The sequence below is a fragment of the Streptomyces sp. NPDC055243 genome (genome assembly GCF_044544025.1).
In the GTDB taxonomy this organism is placed as follows: Bacteria; Actinomycetota; Actinomycetes; order Streptomycetales; family Streptomycetaceae; genus Streptomyces.
Genome location: NZ_JBITWR010000007.1, coordinates 169,694 through 185,885, shown reverse-complemented (window position 1 = coordinate 185,885; position 16,192 = coordinate 169,694). Strand labels below are relative to the sequence as shown.

Below are 16,192 nucleotides of genomic sequence, written 5' to 3'. Positions count from 1 at the left end.
TACACTCCGGCACCCGCCACTCACCATCCGGGACTCACCGTCCGGGACTCGCCCTTTAGGGGCCACCCCATCCAGGGCCCATCACCCTGGACTCACGGCGCCAGGACCGCCAGCGCGAGCCCGAGCACCACGACTGCCGCGCCCACCGCCACGAATCCGCGGTCGACGCCCCTGCGCTCGCGCCCCAGCAGGACGGCCTCCCGAGGGTCGTCACTGTCGTACGCGATGCGCACCCGCTCGCCCGCGGCGAGCGGCCGCTTCCTGCTCGGCGGCACCGGCGAGACGACCTCGACCACGCGCCCGTCCCCCGTCTCGAACTGCAGCAACGGCCGCTCGGCGCCCGGTCGCACCTCCTTGACCAGGGCCTGTGCCACCTCGCCCGCGGCCGTGACGCGCCGGGTCCGCCGCAGGCCGTACGCACCGGCAAGGAGCGCGACCAGACCGCCCAGAGCGGTGAACACCCCCAGTACGACCACGCCCCGCCTCCTCCTAGGCCGCCCGAGCCCGCCGCGCGAGGTCCGCCCATACGGCGCCGACCCGCTGCTCCAGGCCCTCGATCGGGCCGTCGTTGTCGATCACGACGTCGGCGATCTCCAGACGCTTCTCGCGGGTGGCCTGCGCGGCCATCCGCGCGCGGGCGTCCTCCTCGCTCATGCCGCGCAGCCGCACGAGACGGTCGAGCTGGGTCTCGGGGCTCGCGTCGACGACGACCACTAGGTCGTACAGCGGCGCCAGGCCGTTCTCCGCGAGCAGCGGCACGTCGTGGACCACCACCGCGTCCCGCGAGGCCGCCCCCTCCAGCTCGGCGGAGCGGGCGCCGACCAGCGGATGCACGATCGAGTTCAGCACGGCGAGCTTCTCGGGGTCGGCGAAGACGATCGAACCCAGCTTCGGCCGGTCGAGGGTGCCGTCCGGAGCCAGAATCTCCTGCCCGAAAGCCTCAACGACCTTCGCCAGACCCGGAGTTCCCGGCTCCACCACCTCGCGCGCGATTTTGTCGGCGTCGATCAGCACGGCTCCGGACGCGACCAGGAGACGCGATACTTCACTCTTGCCGGCGCCGATACCGCCGGTCAGGCCCACCTTCAGCATGACCGGCAGCTTAGGGGGTGGCGCCACGCGCCGCCCTCCCGGCCACACCCAGCCCTCCCAGCTACGCGTCGCCCTCGCGCTCGGCGAGGAAGCGCTCGAATTCCTGGCCGATCTCGTCGGCCGACGGGATGTCCACGGGCTCCGCGAGCATGTTGCCGCGCGCGTCGGCGCCTGCCGCGGCGTCGTACTGGTGCTCAAGTCCCTGCACGAGGGCGACCAGTTCCTCGTCGCCCTCCTGGATCTGCCGGTCGATCTCGGTCTGGGTGCGGTGCGCCTCGGTGCGCAGGCCGTGCGCGACGCTCGGCAGCACGAGGCCCGTCGCGCCGGTGATCGCCTCGAGGACCGTGAGGGCGGCGTCCGGGTACGCGGAGCGCGCGATGTAGTGCGGGACGTGCGCGGCGACGCCGAGCACGTCGTGACCGGCCTCCAGGAGGCGGTACTCGACGAGCGACGCGGCACTGCCCGGCACCTGCGCCTCGTCGAAGGGGCTGCGGTGTCCCGGCACCAGGTCGGTGCGGTTGCCGTGCGGGGTGAGGCCCACGGGACGGGTGTGCGGCACGCCCATGGGGATGCCGTGGAAGTTCACCGAGAGGCGTACGCCGAGCCGCTCCACGATCTGCCGGATCGCGGCGGCGAAGCGCTCCCACTCGATGTCCGGCTCGGGACCGGAGAGCAGCAGGAAGGGCGCGCCCGTGGCGTCCTGGAGGAGCCGCACGTCGAGCGTGGGCACCTCGTAGTCGGTCCAGCGGTCGCGTCGGAAGGTGAGCAGCGGGCGGCGGGCGCGGTAGTCGACGAGCCGGTCGTGGTCGAAGCGCGCCACCACCTGGCCGGGCAGGCTCTCCGTGAGGCCTTCGACGATCTGGTCGCCGGTCTCGCCCGCGTCGATGTAGCCGTCGAAGTGGTAGAGCATGACCAGTCCGGCCGATTCCTGGGCGAGCGCCATGTCGACGACGGCGAGGCCCTTCGGCTCCCATGCGTACAAACCCTGCGGATCAAGCACTGTGACCGCTCCTCGCCCTCTTCATCGTGACTCGTACAGCAGAACGCCCGCACGGGCGTGGGCATTCCCTCCCCCACCTCTTCACAGCGGCTTCTTGCGTCCCGTACGCGCAAGAAGTGCGTCGAGGTTCGTATGCGTGAACGCCCGCAAGGGGACGCCGAGTTCACGCATCCGCCCCGCGCACACCCGGCTTAGTCCAGACCTTGACGCGGACATGCCCCACCTCTACGTTCAGATGCACACCCAGTGTTCACGTACGAGAACCGGAGGGTCACCCCCATGCGCACCCGACGCACTCTGCTCATCGCGACACTCGCCACGCTCGCCGCGACGGCCGCCACCGGAGGCCTGGCCGTCGTGGCCACCGCCTCCCCCGTGCCGGCGGCAGCCGGGACCATCGAGGTCTCCACCGCGGCCCAGCTCAAGTCCGCGCTCTCCAGTGCCTCCCCGGGCGACACGATCCGCCTCGCCGACGGCACGTACACCGGCAACTTCAAGACGAGCACGGCCGCGAGCTCAGGCGCCCGCATCACCCTGACCGGCTCGTCGAAGGCGGTGCTCACGGCGGGCGGCGGTTACGGCCTGCACCTGAACGGCGCCTCCTACTGGACGGTCAAGGGCATCACCGTCACGGGCGGCCAGAAGGGCATCATGATCGACTCCGCGAAGGGCGTCGTGGTGGACACCGTCACGGTCCACGGCCTCGACATGGAGGGCGTCCACTTCCGGAAGTCGAGCACCGACGGTGTCATCAAGGGCTCGAAGATCTACGACACCGGGAACGACGACCGCGGCATGGGAGAGGGCGTCTACGTGGGCAGCGCCAACACGCTCTCCGACAAGAGCGACAACGTACAGATACTCGACAACACGATCGGCCCCGACGTGGGCGGCGAGGCCGTCGACCTCAAGGAAGGCACCACCGGCGGCAAGGTCTCCGGCAACACCTTCGACGGCAAGGGCCTGACCGGCAACAACTACGACGACTCGTGGATCGACGTGAAGGGCAACAACTACGTCATCGAGAACAACACCGGCAAGAACACCACGAACAACGGCTACGAGACCCACAGCCAGCAGTCCGGCTGGGGCTGCGGCACGGTCTTCCGCGGCAACAGGTCGAACCTGTCCGGCTCGACGGGCGACAAGCAACTGGCCATCAACGTGACCAACTTCAGCGGCAGCTGCAAGACGACGGTCCACGCGAGCAACACGGTGACGGGCGGCAAGGGCCTGACCAACATCACGGTCACTCCGTAGCCCTCAACTCCGTAGCCCTCGACAACGCACTGCGGGCCCGCACCCCCGAAGGGGTGCGGGCCCGCAGCGTTCAGCTGTTACCGCCTGGGGCGAGCCTCAGCTCTGGCCGCCCGCGAGCTTCTCGCGCAGCGCGGCAAGCGCCTCGTCCGACGCCAGGGCGCCGGAGTTGTCGTCCGACTCCGAGGAGTACGAACCGCCGCCGCCACCGGTGCCACCGGCAGCCGGAGTGCCGGTCGAGGAAGCGGGAGCCGCAGCGCCCTCAGCCTCGGCCTGGGCGTCCGCCTCACGGGACTTGATGACCTGCGCCTGGTGCTGCTCGAAGCGCGTCTGCGCCTCGGCGTACTGGGTCTCCCACACCTCACGCTGGGACTCGAAGCCCTCGAGCCAGTCGTTGGTCTCGGGGTCGAAGCCCTCGGGGTAGATGTAGTTGCCCTGGTCGTCGTACGACGCGGCCATGCCGTACAGGGTCGGGTCGAACTCGACGACCGACGGGTCGGCGCCGAAGGCCTCGTTGGCCTGCTTCAGCGAGAGGCTGATGCGGCGGCGCTCGAGGTCGATGTCGATGACCTTGACGAAGATCTCGTCGTTGACCTGGACGACCTGCTCCGGGATCTCCACGTGGCGCTCGGCCAGCTCGGAGATGTGGACCAGGCCCTCGATGCCCTCGTCGACGCGCACGAACGCACCGAACGGAACGAGCTTGGTGACCTTACCGGGAACAACCTGCCCGATCTGGTGCGTGCGGGCGAACTGCTGCCACGGGTCTTCCTGCGTCGCCTTGAGCGACAGCGAGACGCGCTCGCGGTCCATGTCGACGTCGAGGACCTCGACGGTGACTTCCTGGCCGACCTCGACAACCTCGGAGGGGTGGTCGATGTGCTTCCAGGAAAGCTCGGAGACGTGCACGAGACCGTCGACGCCACCGAGGTCCACGAACGCACCGAAGTTGACGATCGAGGAAACGACGCCGGAGCGGACCTGGCCCTTCTGCAGGGTCGTGAGGAAGGTCTGGCGGACCTCGCTCTGGGTCTGCTCGAGCCAGGCACGGCGGGACAGGACCACGTTGTTGCGGTTCTTGTCCAGCTCGATGATCTTGGCCTCGAGCTCCTTGCCCACGTAGGGCTGGAGGTCGCGGACGCGGCGCATCTCGACGAGGGAAGCCGGCAGGAAGCCACGGAGGCCGATGTCGAGGATGAGACCACCCTTGACCACCTCGATGACGGTGCCGGTGACGATGCCGTCCTCTTCCTTGATCTTCTCGATCGTGCCCCAGGCGCGCTCGTACTGTGCGCGCTTCTTGGACAGGATGAGACGGCCTTCCTTGTCCTCCTTCTGGAGAACAAGAGCCTCGATCTCATCGCCCACGGCGACGACCTCATTGGGGTCGACGTCGTGCTTGATGGAAAGCTCGCGGGACGGGATGACGCCTTCGGTCTTGTAACCGATGTCGAGCAGGACCTCGTCCCGGTCGACCTTCACGATGACGCCGTCGACGATGTCGCCGTCGTTGAAGTACTTGATCGTCTCGTCGATCGCGGCGAGGAAGGCTTCCTCGTTACCGATGTCGTTGACCGCTACCTGCGGGGTGGTGGAAGCGGTGGTCTCGGTGCTGCTCGTCATGTGGGTAAGGGCTCCGGTACGGACGGTGAGTCGTAGGTACTGCTAGCGCCGGAGCCGATTTCGCTCTGAAGAAGCCGGACAGCCTGGGAAGCGCCGATTCAGTTTCCGAAGAAACGGAAGGCGCCTCGACAACCGAGGGGACATGCAACAGATGCGAGCGCATCCTGCTATGTCTGAGGAAGGCAGGCTCGCAGCGCAACTTGTAGCATACGGGGGCAGCCGGACAGGGTCAATGCGCGAAGGCGCACACCCGGGGCGGAACGCCGCATACCCGGCACAAACTCTGTCGCATGAGGCCACACGGGCCGCACGGCGCCCTGTCGCGACGCTTTCACGCGACCCCGCTACTGTCCCGCTGCGGCGCAGAGCCACGACAAGCCAGACGGAAGAGTACGACGATGGAGCCGATCATCCAAGAGTCCGAGCTGCCCGAGACGCCCGAACCGGAAGCCACCCGCCGTGAGGCCGACGTCACGGAGAGCAGTCGCGCCAACCGCGGCTGGTGGGACAGGAACGCGGACGACTACCAGATCGAGCACGGCACCTTCCTGGGTGACGACCGTTTCGTGTGGGGTCCCGAAGGACTCGACGAGGTGGAGGCCGAGCTGCTGGGTCCACCCGAGGAGCTGAAGGGCAAGGACATCCTGGAGATCGGCGCGGGTGCGGCGCAGTGCTCGCGCTGGCTCGCCGCGCAGGGCGCGCGCCCGGTCGCCCTCGACCTCTCCCACCGGCAGCTTCAGCACGCGCTGCGGATCGGCGGCGGGGTGCCGCTGGTGGAGGCGGACGCGGGGGCGCTGCCGTTCGCCGACGGCAGCTTCGACCTCGCGTGCTCGGCGTACGGCGCGCTGCCGTTCGTCGCCGACCCGGTGCGGGTCCTCAAGGACGTGCACCGCGTGCTGCGGCCCGGCGGCCGGTTCGTTTTCTCGGCGACGCACCCGATGCGCTGGGCCTTCCCCGACGAGCCGGGCCCCGAGGGCCTGTCGGTCGCGGCCTCGTACTTCGACCGCACTCCGTATGTGGAGCAGGACGAGGAGGGGAACGCCGTCTACGTGGAGCACCACCGGACGTTCGGCGACCGGGTGCGGGACATCGTGGCCGCCGGTCTGCGCCTGGTCGACGTGGTGGAGCCGGAGTGGCCCGCGTGGAACACCCAGGAGTGGGGCGGCTGGTCCCCGTTGCGCGGGAATCTGATCCCGGGGACGGCGATCTACGTCTGCGTACGAGACTGAGTGCGTGATCCGTCTCCGTAACGAAGCCCTGGACCTGCCCGTGCGCGGTGCGCTGCCCGCGCTGCGCTCCGCCCTGGAGGGACCGGGCAGCGCCGTGCTGTGCGCGCCTCCCGGCACGGGCAAGACGACGCTGGTGCCGCTGGCCCTGGCGGGGCTTCTCGGGGACGGGCCGGAGCGTCGTGTGGTGGTCGCCGAGCCGCGGCGCATCGCCGCTCGGGCCGCCGCGCGGCGGATGGCGTGGCTGCTCGGCGAGAAGGTCGGGGAGAGCGTCGGGTACACGGTGCGCGGCGAGCGGGTGGTGGGCCGCCACGCGCGCGTGGAGGTCGTCACCACGGGTGTCCTGTTGCAGCGGCTCCAGCGGGACCAGGAGCTGACCGGTGTCGACGTGGTGATCATCGACGAGTGTCACGAGCGGCATCTCGACGCCGACACCGTGGCGGCGTTCCTGGTCGACGTGCGGGCCGCGCTCCGGCCCGAGCTGCGGCTGGTCGCGGCGTCCGCGACGACGGACGCGAAGGGGTGGGCGCGGATCCTCGGAAACGCTCCGGTGATCGAGGCGCACGGCACCTCGCACCCCGTGGAGGTCGTCTGGGCGCCGCCGCTACGGCCGGTGCGGCCGCCGCACGGGATGCGGGTGGATCCGGCGCTGCTCACGCACGTGGCGTCGGTGGTGCGGCGGGCGCTCGCCGAGCGGGACGGGGACGTGCTGTGCTTCCTGCCCGGGGTCGGTGAGATCGCGCGGGTGGCGGGGCAGCTGGGGGACGCGCCCGCGGAGGTCCTGCAGGTGCACGGGCGGGCGCCCGCGGCGGTGCAGGACGCGGTGCTCGCGGGCTCGGCGGGAGGCACGCGGCGGGTGGTCCTCGCGACGTCGGTGGCGGAGTCGTCCCTGACGGTGCCCGGGGTGCGGGTGGTCGTCGACGCGGGGCTCGCGCGTGAGCCGCGCGTCGACCACGCGCGCGGGCTGAGCGCGCTGACGACGGTACGGGCTTCGCAGGCGTCGGGCCGGCAGCGGGCGGGCCGCGCGGGGCGCGAGGCGCCGGGGGCCGTGTACCGGTGCTGGGCGGAGGCGGAGGACGCCCGTCTGCCGCGTTTTCCGGCGCCGGAGATCAAGCTGGCGGACCTTGCCGCGTTCGCCCTGCAGACGGCCTGCTGGGGGGATCCCGACGCCTCTGGTCTCGCCCTGCTCGATCCGCCGCCGGGTGGCGCGATGGCGGCGGCGCGGGCCGTTCTGACGGCGGTCGGTGCGGTGTCCGCGGAGTCGGGCCGGGTCACGGAGCGGGGCGAGCGGATGGCGCGGGTGGGGCTGCACCCCCGCCTGGCGCGGGCGCTGCTCGACGCGGTTCCCCTCGTGGGGGCGCGCAGCGCGGCCGAGGTGGTGGCCCTCCTGAGCGAGGAGCCGCCGCGCGAGTACGGGGACGACATCGCGGCGGCGTGGCGCGCCGCCCGGCGGGGCGGGGACGGATACGCGGCGCGGTGGCGCACGGAGGTGCGGCGGCTGACCGCTGCCGCGGGGGCTTCGCCGCCGGAGGCCGGTGCGCCGCCGGCGCGGGAGTCGCGGGCCGGCGGAAGCGACGAGCACGTCGCCGGACTCGTCGCCGCGCTCGCCTTCCCCGAGCGGGTGGCCCGGGGGCGCGGGGACGGGACGTATCTCATGGTGAACGGGACGCGGGCCGAGGTGCGGGCGGGGTCCGCGCTCACCGGGGCCGAGTGGATCACCGTGGCCGTGGCGGACCGGCCCGTGGGCGCCGGGCACGCGCGCGTGCTGCTCGGCGGGCACATCGACGGGGACGTCGCCCGGAGCGCGGCCGCGCCCCTGTACAGCGAGGGGGACGAGGTCGCCTGGGCCGACGGGGATCTCGTCGCGCGCCACGTCGAGCGGCTCGGTGCCGTGGAGCTGACGGTGCGGCCCCTCAAGAAGCCCGCCCCCGGACTCGTACGAGAAGGGCTGTTGGCGGGGCTCAAGGAGGAAGGGACCGCGCTTTTGAACTGGTCCCAGGGCGCGCGGGAGCTGCGGCAGCGGCTCGCCTTTCTGCACCGGCATCTCGGGGCGCCCTGGCCCGACGTCTCCGAAAGCGCCCTGCACGCGCGCGTGGACGAGTGGTTGGAGCCCGAGCTGTCGAAGGCGCGGCGCAGGGCCGACCTGCGGCGCATCGACGCGGGGCAGGCCCTGGGCCGGCTCCTGCCGTGGGCGACCGGCGAAGCCACCCGCCTGGACGCGCTCGCCCCGGAGCGGGTGGCCGTACCCAGTGGGTCCAGAATCCGGATCGACTACTCCGACCCCGAACAGCCCGTGCTCGCGGTGAAGTTGCAGGAGATGTTCGGGCTCGCCGAGACCCCGCGCATCGCGGACGGCGGCGTGCCCCTTCTCGTGCATCTGCTCTCCCCCGCCGGACGCCCCGCCGCCGTCACCGCCGATCTCGCCTCGTTCTGGCGGGACGGCTACCGGGCGGTGCGGGCCGAGCTGCGCGGGCGGTATCCGAAGCATCCGTGGCCGGAGGATCCGGCGGCGGTCCAGGCGACGCGGTTCACCAACGCGCGGCTCAGGCGTTGACCGGTTCCGGCTCGGGCGCCGCCGTGGCCTGCGGGTCGCCGGGCCTGCGGCTGCGGGCCTCCAGCCACAGGGAGAGGGCGAGCAGGAGCAGGCCGAGGCCCAGGAAGCCCCAGGGGAGATAGGACGTCAGGAGGAGGACCAGGACGCGCTGGGACTTCACCAGGTCGACCGTGCTCTCGATGTAGTCCTCGCGCATCTTCACGTGGCCCGCGAAGACCGTCACCTTGTCGCGTCCACCGAGGAGCGTGCCGCCGCGCAGCTCGTTCCGCTGGATCTCCTCGCCGTAGACGGGCGCCCCGGTCGTCGGGTCGACCCAGAACTTGCGGACCGTGGTGTACCAGCGCGTCGTGCCCGTCTTGGCGAGGGACTCCGGGGTGATGCCCTTGACCGGCATGGTCTTGGGGAAGGGCACCTTGGTCCAGGGGATGGTCTGCTCGAAGTAGTAGACCTCCACGCCGCGGAACGTCTGTGTGCCCTTGTAGTGGATGGGCTTGGTGACGCGGGCCTGGGCGTCGAAGTACTCGTAGTCCCGCTTCTCGGTCAGGAAGGGCCACTTGAACTCGATGCCCTCGCGCTTGACCGCGTCGCCGTCGACCATCTCGCCCTTGGCGTGCACCGGCTCCTGGCTGTGCGCGTCGAAGATGTAGCGCTCGGGGACCTTGGAGACCATCTTGCCGTCGGCGTCCTGGACGTAGGAGAGGGCGTCCCAGACGACGACGTCGCGGTCCGCGGTCTTCTCGATCTTCTCGGACGCCTCCACGTTGCCCTTGAGCGTCTGCACGATGGTGACCTTGTCGACCTTCTTGGCCTTCATCGAGCCGTAGTCGATGAGCGTCGGGTTCTTCGCCTCGAGGACCGCCTCCTGGTACTGGCTCGGCGGGATCTTGGCGAGGCGCGGGAAGGCGTACCAGCGCATGAGCGGGGACATCGCCGTGAAGAACACGGCGAAGGCGAGCAGGATCAGGCTGGCCTTGCGGCGCATCGCGGCGGCCCTCCCTACGGAGACGGGCGGTTGACGGTCACGGGTGCTCGGGGACGGTGGTGAGCAGCGGCTCGGGCGACGTCTCGCCGGGCGGGGCCCCCATCGCCGTGATCGTCAGGACCAGGGCGACGGCGACGGCAAGACCGGTCGCGGCGGCGATGAGAGCACGCATGCGGATCCTCCCGAGGCGGGAAAGCTGATGACACGGCCGTGAACTGACAGGGCGTCAGGGGTTCAGGGCTGGGGCACCGTAGCAACGCGGCGGCCAGATGAGAACACGTTGCACACATACGAACGCGCGCACACGAACGCCCCCGCGCCGGGCGGGCGCAGGGGCGTTGCGTTCAGGACGTGCGTACGTGCGGGACGTGCGGCTAGGCCGCGGGTGCCGCCACCTTCAGTTCGACCGTGAGCGTCGCGCCGCCCGCGGTGGTGACGCGCAGCAGGTACGTGCCCGCCGCGTCGTCCGCGTACATCTTGGGGAGCTTGAGCACGCCGTTCGCGTCCGTCTTGAGGGCCTTGAGCGTGCGGACCGGCTTGCCGTCCGCGTCCTTGAAGTACGGACCCTTGTCGTTGACCGTGGCGTCGGTGGCCGACGTGACCATGGTGGCCGTGGCCGCGACGCGGTCGGCGACCTCTCCCTTGTACGTCGCCTTGACCTCGACCTGGTCGGCGAATTCGCCGCCCGGCGCGCAGGTCAGCGCCTTGTCGCTGGTCCTGGCCAGGGTGTCGGCCTGCCGCGCGGCGACCGTCGCGGTGTAGTCGAGGCCGGGCAGCGAGCGGCCGACGACCGTGGCCCTGACCTTGAACGTGCCCGTCTTCTCGCCCGCCTTGAGCACCGGCGCGGTGGCCTTGCCCGTGGCGCTCGTGGTGACGGTCGCGCTGGTGGCGCCGCCCGGGAAGCGCGCGTCGGTGTCGCCGACGATCGCGAACCGCACCTTGGCCTTGGCCACGGCCGAGCCCGACGCGGACTCCGTGCGCACCTCGACGCGCTCGGCGAAGGCGTCGCCCGCCGTCGCGGAGAGCTTGCCGGTGCCGGCGTCCTCCAGGCTCGCGACCCGGTCGGTGGGCGAGGGGCCCGGGTCCGGGGTCTCGGAGCCGCCGCCGTTCGACGGCGGCGTGCTCGGACTGCCGCCTCCATTGCCGGGCTTGGAGGGCTTGGAGGGCTTGGAGGGCTTCGACGGCTTGGACGGGTCGGACGGCTTCGGCGAGGGCGAACCGGACGCCGGGGGCGTGGGGCTCGGACTCGGGCTCGCGCCCGGGGCGTTGTCGTCGCTGCGGTCGCCCGGCAGGTCACCCGTGCCGTCCGGGATCTCGTCGACACCCTTGCGGTAGTGCTCCAGCCACGTCAGGACCGTGTTCAGGTAGTCCGTCGAGCGGTTGTAGCTGAGGATTGCCTTGTGCAGATCGGCCTCGACGGACAGGTCGCGGTCGTTCGCGCAGAGGTAGCTTCCCGCGGCGAGCGCGGCGTCGTAGATGTTGTTCGGGTCCGTCTTGCCGTCGTCGTTGCCGTCCTGCGCCCAGGTGGCCCACGTCGAGGGGATGAACTGCATGGGGCCGACCGCGCGGTCGTGCGTCTTGTCGCCGTCGTACGCGCCGTCGTCGGTGTCGGTGATCTTCGCGAAGCCGTTGCCGTCGAGAACCGGGCCGAGGATCGGTGCGATCGTCGTGCCGTTCGCGTCCACGCGACCGCCACGCGCCTGGCCCGACTCGACCTTGCCTATCGCGGCGAGCAGTTCCCAGGGGAGGTTGCAGCCCGGCTTGGAGCTGGCCAGGGACGCCTCGGCCTTCTTGTACGCGTCGAGGACGGTGGCCGGGACTTCCGAGTCATCGGTTGCGGCGTCGCCGCCGTCGGGCGCCCCGGTCGGCGGGACCGGGGTCTTCAGGGGCGGCAGGTCGGTGTAGTAGGGGGAGTTGCCGGTCGCGGAGTTCTCCGGAGGCGGCGTGGCGTCGGATGCCCCGGCCCGCTCGTCGCGAGAGACGTCCGCCACGCCCGGGGCCTGGGACGCCGCGAGCGCGGCCACCGCCGCCGCGGCCACCGCGGTGGTCACCGCTCCCCTGCGCAACCGCCTGCCGAATACCGCCGCCATGACCGTGAATCCCTCCCCTTGACGACTGTGCCTGTCGCCGCCCCGCTCTGCTGTGCTCCCCGTTGTGCTCCCCAGCGGGCCGACTCAGGCGACACTACGACAACTTCCGGCGCCCAGACACCCGTTCGTGCCCGATTTTCACCGGTTGGCCGCGTCCTGTTCGGGCGGGGACTCGGGCCCGGTGTCGGGTCCGGTGTCAGACCCGGTGTCGGGCCGGGCGTCGGCCGGTACCGATCCGTCGGGCACTTCGCTGATCTCGTTCTCCGGGGTGAGCTCCTGCCCTGCGGAGCGGCCCTTGTTGAGCGCGCGGTGCACGGCTTGGGCAACGCGTTCGATGGTACGGACTCCGTACTTCATCGTGGGGTTGTCGTGCGAGAGGACGACGATGCGGTACGTGCGGCTGCGGGCCTTCCCCGCCCCGGCCCCCGTGCCCGTGCCCGCTTCCTTGGTCTTGCCCTTGCCCTTGCCCTTGTCGGCTCCGGTGAACGCGCCGATGCTGTGCACCCGCCAGCCGTGCGTGGACCGGGGCAGCCAGCCGTTCTTGAGGTACGCCTTCGTGCCGCGCGGCATGCCCGCGGGCACGCCCCAGCGCTGGTCGCGCCGCACCTCGTTCAGCTGCTTGAGGCCGTACGCGCGTGAGGTCGGGCTCAGCAGGGCGCGGGCCCTGGCTCCGGTGAGGACGCCGAGGAGGCGGAGCTGGTCGGCCGCCGAGGTGCGGGTCAGGCCCCAGAGTCCGTACGGGTTGAGGGTGGTGGCGGCGGTGCCGGCGCGGCCCAGGAAGCGGGCGATGTAGGACTGGCCCAGGTCGTCGAAGAGGCGCCGGGCCGCGGTGTTGTCCGAGCGGATGATCATGGGGCGGATCTTGCGGCGCTCCCAGGTGGTCAGGCCGCGGCCCCAGTCCTGTGCGCGGCGGAGGGCGGCCTCCATGATCATGACCTTGGCGATGCTCGCGGTGTCGTAGCGGTGGCTGCTGCCGAGGGAGCAGCTGAGACCGGTGGCGGGGTCGTGGAGGGCCACGGAGACGGTGCTCCGCCGGGCGACCAGGACGGCACGGATCTCGCGGGCCAGCTGGGCGGCGAGGGCGGGGTCGCTGCGAGCCGTGCAGGAGCCAGCGCGTTGCGCCGCGCTTGCCCCGGCGGCGGTGGCGGGGAGGGGGGTGAGGAGCGTGGTGACCAGTGCCGTGGCCATCGCTATTCGGCACTTTCGCAGGTGAAGAGCCATGCGGTCATCGTGGCGGGGGCGTCTTTGCGGGGCTCGGGGGCGAGGGCCACCCGGGTGAGGGCGGGTTTCCCCCTGGCCCGCCCCTCCCTGGCACCGGGCGGCTCCGCCCCTGGGCCCCCGGCAAAGATGTGCTCGAACTCGAAAAGGATGTCCTCGAACGCCGGACGGGCTGACATCTTCCTGCCTGCCCCCCTGGCCCCAGGCCGTTCCCGCCCCACAAGCCGTTCCCGCCCCGCAAGCCGCCCCGGGCCGCAAGATGTCAGCCCGGGGCTGCGAAGCAGGGACCAAGCAACGCCTAGTGCGCCGCGGACTCCCAGTCCGGGCCCACTCCCACCGACACGTCCAGCGGCGCCCGCAGCGACACCGCGCCCGCCATCTCGCGGCGGACGAGCTCCTCGACCTTGGCGCGCTCGCCCGGGGCGATCTCCAGGACGATTTCGTCGTGGACCTGGAGCAGCATGCGGGAGTCGAGCTTCGCCTCCGTCAGCGCGCGGTGCACGTTCAGCATGGCGATCTTGACGATGTCCGCGGCCGTGCCCTGGATGGGCGCGTTCAGGGCCATCCGCTCGGCCATCTCGCGGCGCTGGCGGTTGTCGCTGTTGAGGTCGGGGAGATACCGGCGGCGGCCCAGCATCGTCTCCGTGTACCCCGTCGCGCGGGCCTCGTCGACGGCTCGGCGCAGATAGTCGCGTACGCCGCCGAACCGCTCGAAGTAGGTGTCCATCAGGGCACGGGCCTCGCCCGCCTCGATGTTCAGCTGCTGGGAGAGGCCGAACGCGGAGAGGCCGTACGCCAAGCCGTACGACATGGCCTTGATCTTGCGGCGCATCTCGGCGTCGACGGCGGAGCCCTCGACGGAGAAGACCTGGGAGGCGACCGTCGTGTGCAGGTCCTCGCCCGAGCCGAACGCCTCCAGGAGGCCCTCGTCCTCGGAGAGGTGGGCCATCACGCGCAGTTCGATCTGGCTGTAGTCGGCGGTCATCAGGGACTCGAAGCCCTCGCCGACCACGAAGCCGCGGCGGATGGCCCGGCCCTCGTCCGTGCGGACCGGGATGTTCTGGAGGTTCGGGTCGGTGGAGGACAGGCGGCCCGTCGCCGCGACCGTCTGGTTGAACGTCGTGTGGATGCGGGTGTCCGTCGCGATCGCCTTGATCAGGCCCTCGACCGTGACGCGCAGCTTCGCCTGCTCGCGGTGGCGCAGCATGATGACCGGCAGTTCGTTCTCGGTCTGGGCCGCGAGCCAGGCCAGGGCGTCCGCGTCCGTGGTGTACCCGGTCTTCGTCTTCTTCGTCTTGGGGAGGTTCAGCTCACCGAAGAGGACTTCCTGGAGCTGCTTGGGCGAGCCGAGGTTGAACTCGTGGCCGGCCGCCTCGTGCGCCTCCTTCACGGCCTGCTGCACCGCGCCCGCGAACTGCTGCTCCATCGCCTCCAGATGGGCGCGGTCCGCCGCGATGCCGTGCCGCTCCAGGCGGGCCAGGAGGATGGACGTCGGCAGTTCGATGTCCGTCAGGAGATCACCGGCGCCGACCTCCTTCAGCTTCTCGCCGAAGGCCGTGCCCAGGTCGAGGATCGTGCGGGCCTGCGCCATCAGCGAATCGGCCTCGGCCTGGTCGTCCTCCTCCGTGCCGAAGGCGAGCTGCCCCTCGGCCGCCCCGGCGGGGGCCAGCTCACGGCCCAGGTACTCCAGGGACAGGGCGTCCAGGGCGAAGGAGCGGCGGCCCGGCTTGACCAGGTACGCGGCGAGCGCCGTGTCCATGGCGACGCCGTCCACGCTCCAGCCGTGCTCCGGGAAGACCCGCATCGTGGCCTTGGCGTTGTGCAGGACCTTGGGCTTGTCCGGGTCGGCGATCCAGGCCGCGAACGCGTTCTCGTCGGCCTCGTCCAGGCGGGACGGGTCGAACCAGGCCGCCGCTCCGCCGGCCGCCGCGAGGGCGACCTCGGTCACCGAGCCCGTGCCGAGCTGCCAGGTGTCGACCGTGGCCACACCGAGGACCGCGTTGCCGTGCTCGGCGAGCCAGGGTGCGACCTCTCCCGCGCCGAGCACCGAGCCGTCCAGCTCCACGCCGGGCTCGGCCGGGGTCTCCTCGGCCTCCTCCGCGCCGGGGTCGACGGCCAGGAGGCGCTCGCGCAGCGAGGGGTTGCGGATCTCCAGGGTGTCGAGGACCAGGGCGAGGGCCGTGCGGTCGTACGGAAGGCGCTCCAGGTCGGTGACCGTCTTGGGGAGCTCCACGTCGCGCACCATCTCCGTGAGGCGGCGGTTCAGCTTCACCGCGTCCAGGTGGTCGCGGAAGTTCTGCCCGGCCTTGCCCTTGACCTCTTCGGCGCGCTCGACGAGGTCCGCGAAGGAACCGAACTGGTTGATCCACTTCGCGGCGGTCTTCTCGCCGACTCCGGGGATGCCGGGGAGGTTGTCCGAGGGGTCGCCGCGCAGGGCGGCGAAGTCGGGGTACTGGCTGGGCGTGAGGCCGTACTTCTCCTCGACCTTCTCCGGCGTGAAGCGCGTGAGCTCGGAGACGCCTTTCGTGGGGTACAGCACGGTCACGTGGTCGGTGATCAGCTGGAAGGAGTCGCGGTCACCGGTGACGATCAGGACGTCGAAGCCGGCCGCCTCGGCCTGGGTGGCGAGCGTGGCGATGACGTCGTCCGCCTCGAAGCCGTCCACCGCGAACCGCACCGCGTGCATCGCGTCGAGCACCTCGCCGATCAGCTCGACCTGGCCCTTGAACTCGTCCGGGGTCTTGGAGCGGTTCGCCTTGTACTCCGGGAACTCCGAGGAGCGCCACGTCTTGCGCGAGACGTCGAAGGCCACCGCGAAGTGCGTGGGCGCCTCGTCGCGCAGGGTGTTCGCCAGCATCGACGCGAAGCCGTAGATCGCGTTCGTCGGCTGGCCCGTCGCGGTCGTGAAGTTCTCCGCGGGCAGCGCGAAGAACGCCCGGTAGGCCAGGGAGTGCCCGTCCATGAGGAGCAGGCGCGGACGCTGCTCGCCACTCGGCTTCGGCGCGGTCTCGGACTTCTTCTTCGCTGCTTTTTCTGCCACGTCCCCGATCCTGCCACGCCCCACTGACACTCAGGCCCAACCCTCACCCGCGACCGCGCTGTCGGCGTCGCGTGGGAGGATCGGAGACATAGCTCACGCACGTGCTCGAA

Annotated in this window: 12 protein-coding genes; 3 read left to right on the top strand and 9 right to left on the bottom strand. The window is 71.2% G+C overall.

The genetic code is table 11. From position 1 onward, the window contains the following. Positions 1-92: 92 nt before the first annotated feature. The 3 genes from ACIGXX_RS21780 to ACIGXX_RS21770 all read right to left on the bottom strand — a co-directional run bounded on the left by ACIGXX_RS21780 (position 93) and on the right by ACIGXX_RS21770 (position 2,092). A complete protein-coding gene (locus ACIGXX_RS21780; protein ID WP_399977828.1) occupies positions 93-476 on the bottom strand; it encodes a DUF3592 domain-containing protein in 384 nt (127 codons plus the stop codon). Between the two features lie 13 nt (positions 477-489). Next, positions 490-1,092, bottom strand: coding sequence for a dephospho-CoA kinase (gene coaE, locus ACIGXX_RS21775; RefSeq protein ID WP_351162525.1), 603 nt, complete (start codon positions 1,090-1,092; stop codon positions 490-492). A gap of 61 nt (positions 1,093-1,153) precedes the next feature. Beyond that, positions 1,154-2,092 carry a PAC2 family protein gene (locus tag ACIGXX_RS21770; protein ID WP_351162186.1) on the bottom strand — a complete coding sequence of 313 codons (939 nt, stop codon included), beginning with the start codon at positions 2,090-2,092 and terminating at the stop codon, positions 1,154-1,156. A 279-nt stretch (positions 2,093-2,371) separates the two neighbouring features. On the opposite strand from ACIGXX_RS21770, the gene ACIGXX_RS21765 reads away from it, so the two are divergent. After that, positions 2,372-3,352 (top strand): sheath polysaccharide-degrading enzyme, encoded by a 981-nt coding sequence (locus tag ACIGXX_RS21765; RefSeq protein WP_351162188.1) that lies wholly within the window; start codon positions 2,372-2,374, stop codon positions 3,350-3,352. Positions 3,353-3,448: 96 nt separating this feature from the next. Here ACIGXX_RS21765 and rpsA read toward each other — a convergent pair whose 3' ends face one another. Then, entirely contained in the window at positions 3,449-4,972 is a 1,524-nt protein-coding gene (rpsA, locus tag ACIGXX_RS21760) for a 30S ribosomal protein S1 (protein ID WP_351162190.1), read from the bottom strand. Between the two features lie 398 nt (positions 4,973-5,370). Between rpsA and ACIGXX_RS21755 the strand changes: the two genes are divergently transcribed. Together ACIGXX_RS21755 and hrpB are read left to right on the top strand one after the other, a co-directional pair. Continuing rightward, positions 5,371-6,201 (top strand): class I SAM-dependent methyltransferase, encoded by an 831-nt coding sequence (locus tag ACIGXX_RS21755; RefSeq protein ID WP_351162192.1) that lies wholly within the window; start codon positions 5,371-5,373, stop codon positions 6,199-6,201. Between the two features lie 4 nt (positions 6,202-6,205). Next, on the top strand, positions 6,206-8,752 hold the full coding sequence (hrpB, locus tag ACIGXX_RS21750) for an ATP-dependent helicase HrpB (RefSeq protein ID WP_399977822.1): 2,547 nt from the start codon (positions 6,206-6,208) through the stop codon (positions 8,750-8,752). Here the strand turns inward: hrpB and ACIGXX_RS21745 are convergent. The 5 genes from ACIGXX_RS21745 to polA form a co-directional block, all read right to left on the bottom strand. Further along, on the bottom strand, positions 8,742-9,734 hold the full coding sequence (locus tag ACIGXX_RS21745; RefSeq protein WP_351162196.1) for a DUF3068 domain-containing protein: 993 nt from the start codon (positions 9,732-9,734) through the stop codon (positions 8,742-8,744). The genes hrpB and ACIGXX_RS21745 overlap by 11 nt on opposite strands. A 37-nt stretch (positions 9,735-9,771) precedes the next feature. Beyond that, the gene (locus tag ACIGXX_RS21740; RefSeq protein WP_351162198.1) at positions 9,772-9,906 is read right to left on the bottom strand and encodes an SPW_0924 family protein; all 135 of its coding nucleotides are present in this window, start codon (positions 9,904-9,906) and stop codon (positions 9,772-9,774) included. Between the two features lie 202 nt (positions 9,907-10,108). Next, on the bottom strand, positions 10,109-11,824 hold the full coding sequence (locus ACIGXX_RS21735; RefSeq protein ID WP_399977817.1) for a lytic transglycosylase domain-containing protein: 1,716 nt from the start codon (positions 11,822-11,824) through the stop codon (positions 10,109-10,111). Between the two features lie 138 nt (positions 11,825-11,962). After that, on the bottom strand, positions 11,963-13,045 hold the full coding sequence (locus ACIGXX_RS21730) for a serine hydrolase (RefSeq protein WP_399977814.1): 1,083 nt from the start codon (positions 13,043-13,045) through the stop codon (positions 11,963-11,965). Positions 13,046-13,340: 295 nt separating this feature from the next. Continuing rightward, entirely contained in the window at positions 13,341-16,082 is a 2,742-nt protein-coding gene (gene polA, locus ACIGXX_RS21725; protein ID WP_361463659.1) for a DNA polymerase I, read from the bottom strand. Positions 16,083-16,192: the final 110 nt, after the last annotated feature.

Excerpts from the sequence above, each read along its gene's own strand:
- ACIGXX_RS21745 (WP_351162196.1), bottom strand. The coding sequence starts at position 9,734 with ATGCGCCGCAAGGCCAGCCTGATCCTGCTCGCCTTCGCCGTGTTCTTC.
- ACIGXX_RS21765 (WP_351162188.1), top strand. The coding sequence starts at position 2,372 with ATGCGCACCCGACGCACTCTGCTCATCGCGACACTCGCCACGCTCGCC.
- coaE (WP_351162525.1), bottom strand. The coding sequence starts at position 1,092 with ATGCTGAAGGTGGGCCTGACCGGCGGTATCGGCGCCGGCAAGAGTGAA.
- rpsA (WP_351162190.1), bottom strand. The coding sequence starts at position 4,972 with ATGACGAGCAGCACCGAGACCACCGCTTCCACCACCCCGCAGGTAGCG.
- ACIGXX_RS21740 (WP_351162198.1), bottom strand. The coding sequence starts at position 9,906 with ATGCGTGCTCTCATCGCCGCCGCGACCGGTCTTGCCGTCGCCGTCGCC.
- ACIGXX_RS21730 (WP_399977814.1), bottom strand. The coding sequence starts at position 13,045 with ATGGCTCTTCACCTGCGAAAGTGCCGAATAGCGATGGCCACGGCACTG.
- ACIGXX_RS21755 (WP_351162192.1), top strand. The coding sequence starts at position 5,371 with ATGGAGCCGATCATCCAAGAGTCCGAGCTGCCCGAGACGCCCGAACCG.
- ACIGXX_RS21735 (WP_399977817.1), bottom strand. The coding sequence starts at position 11,824 with ATGGCGGCGGTATTCGGCAGGCGGTTGCGCAGGGGAGCGGTGACCACC.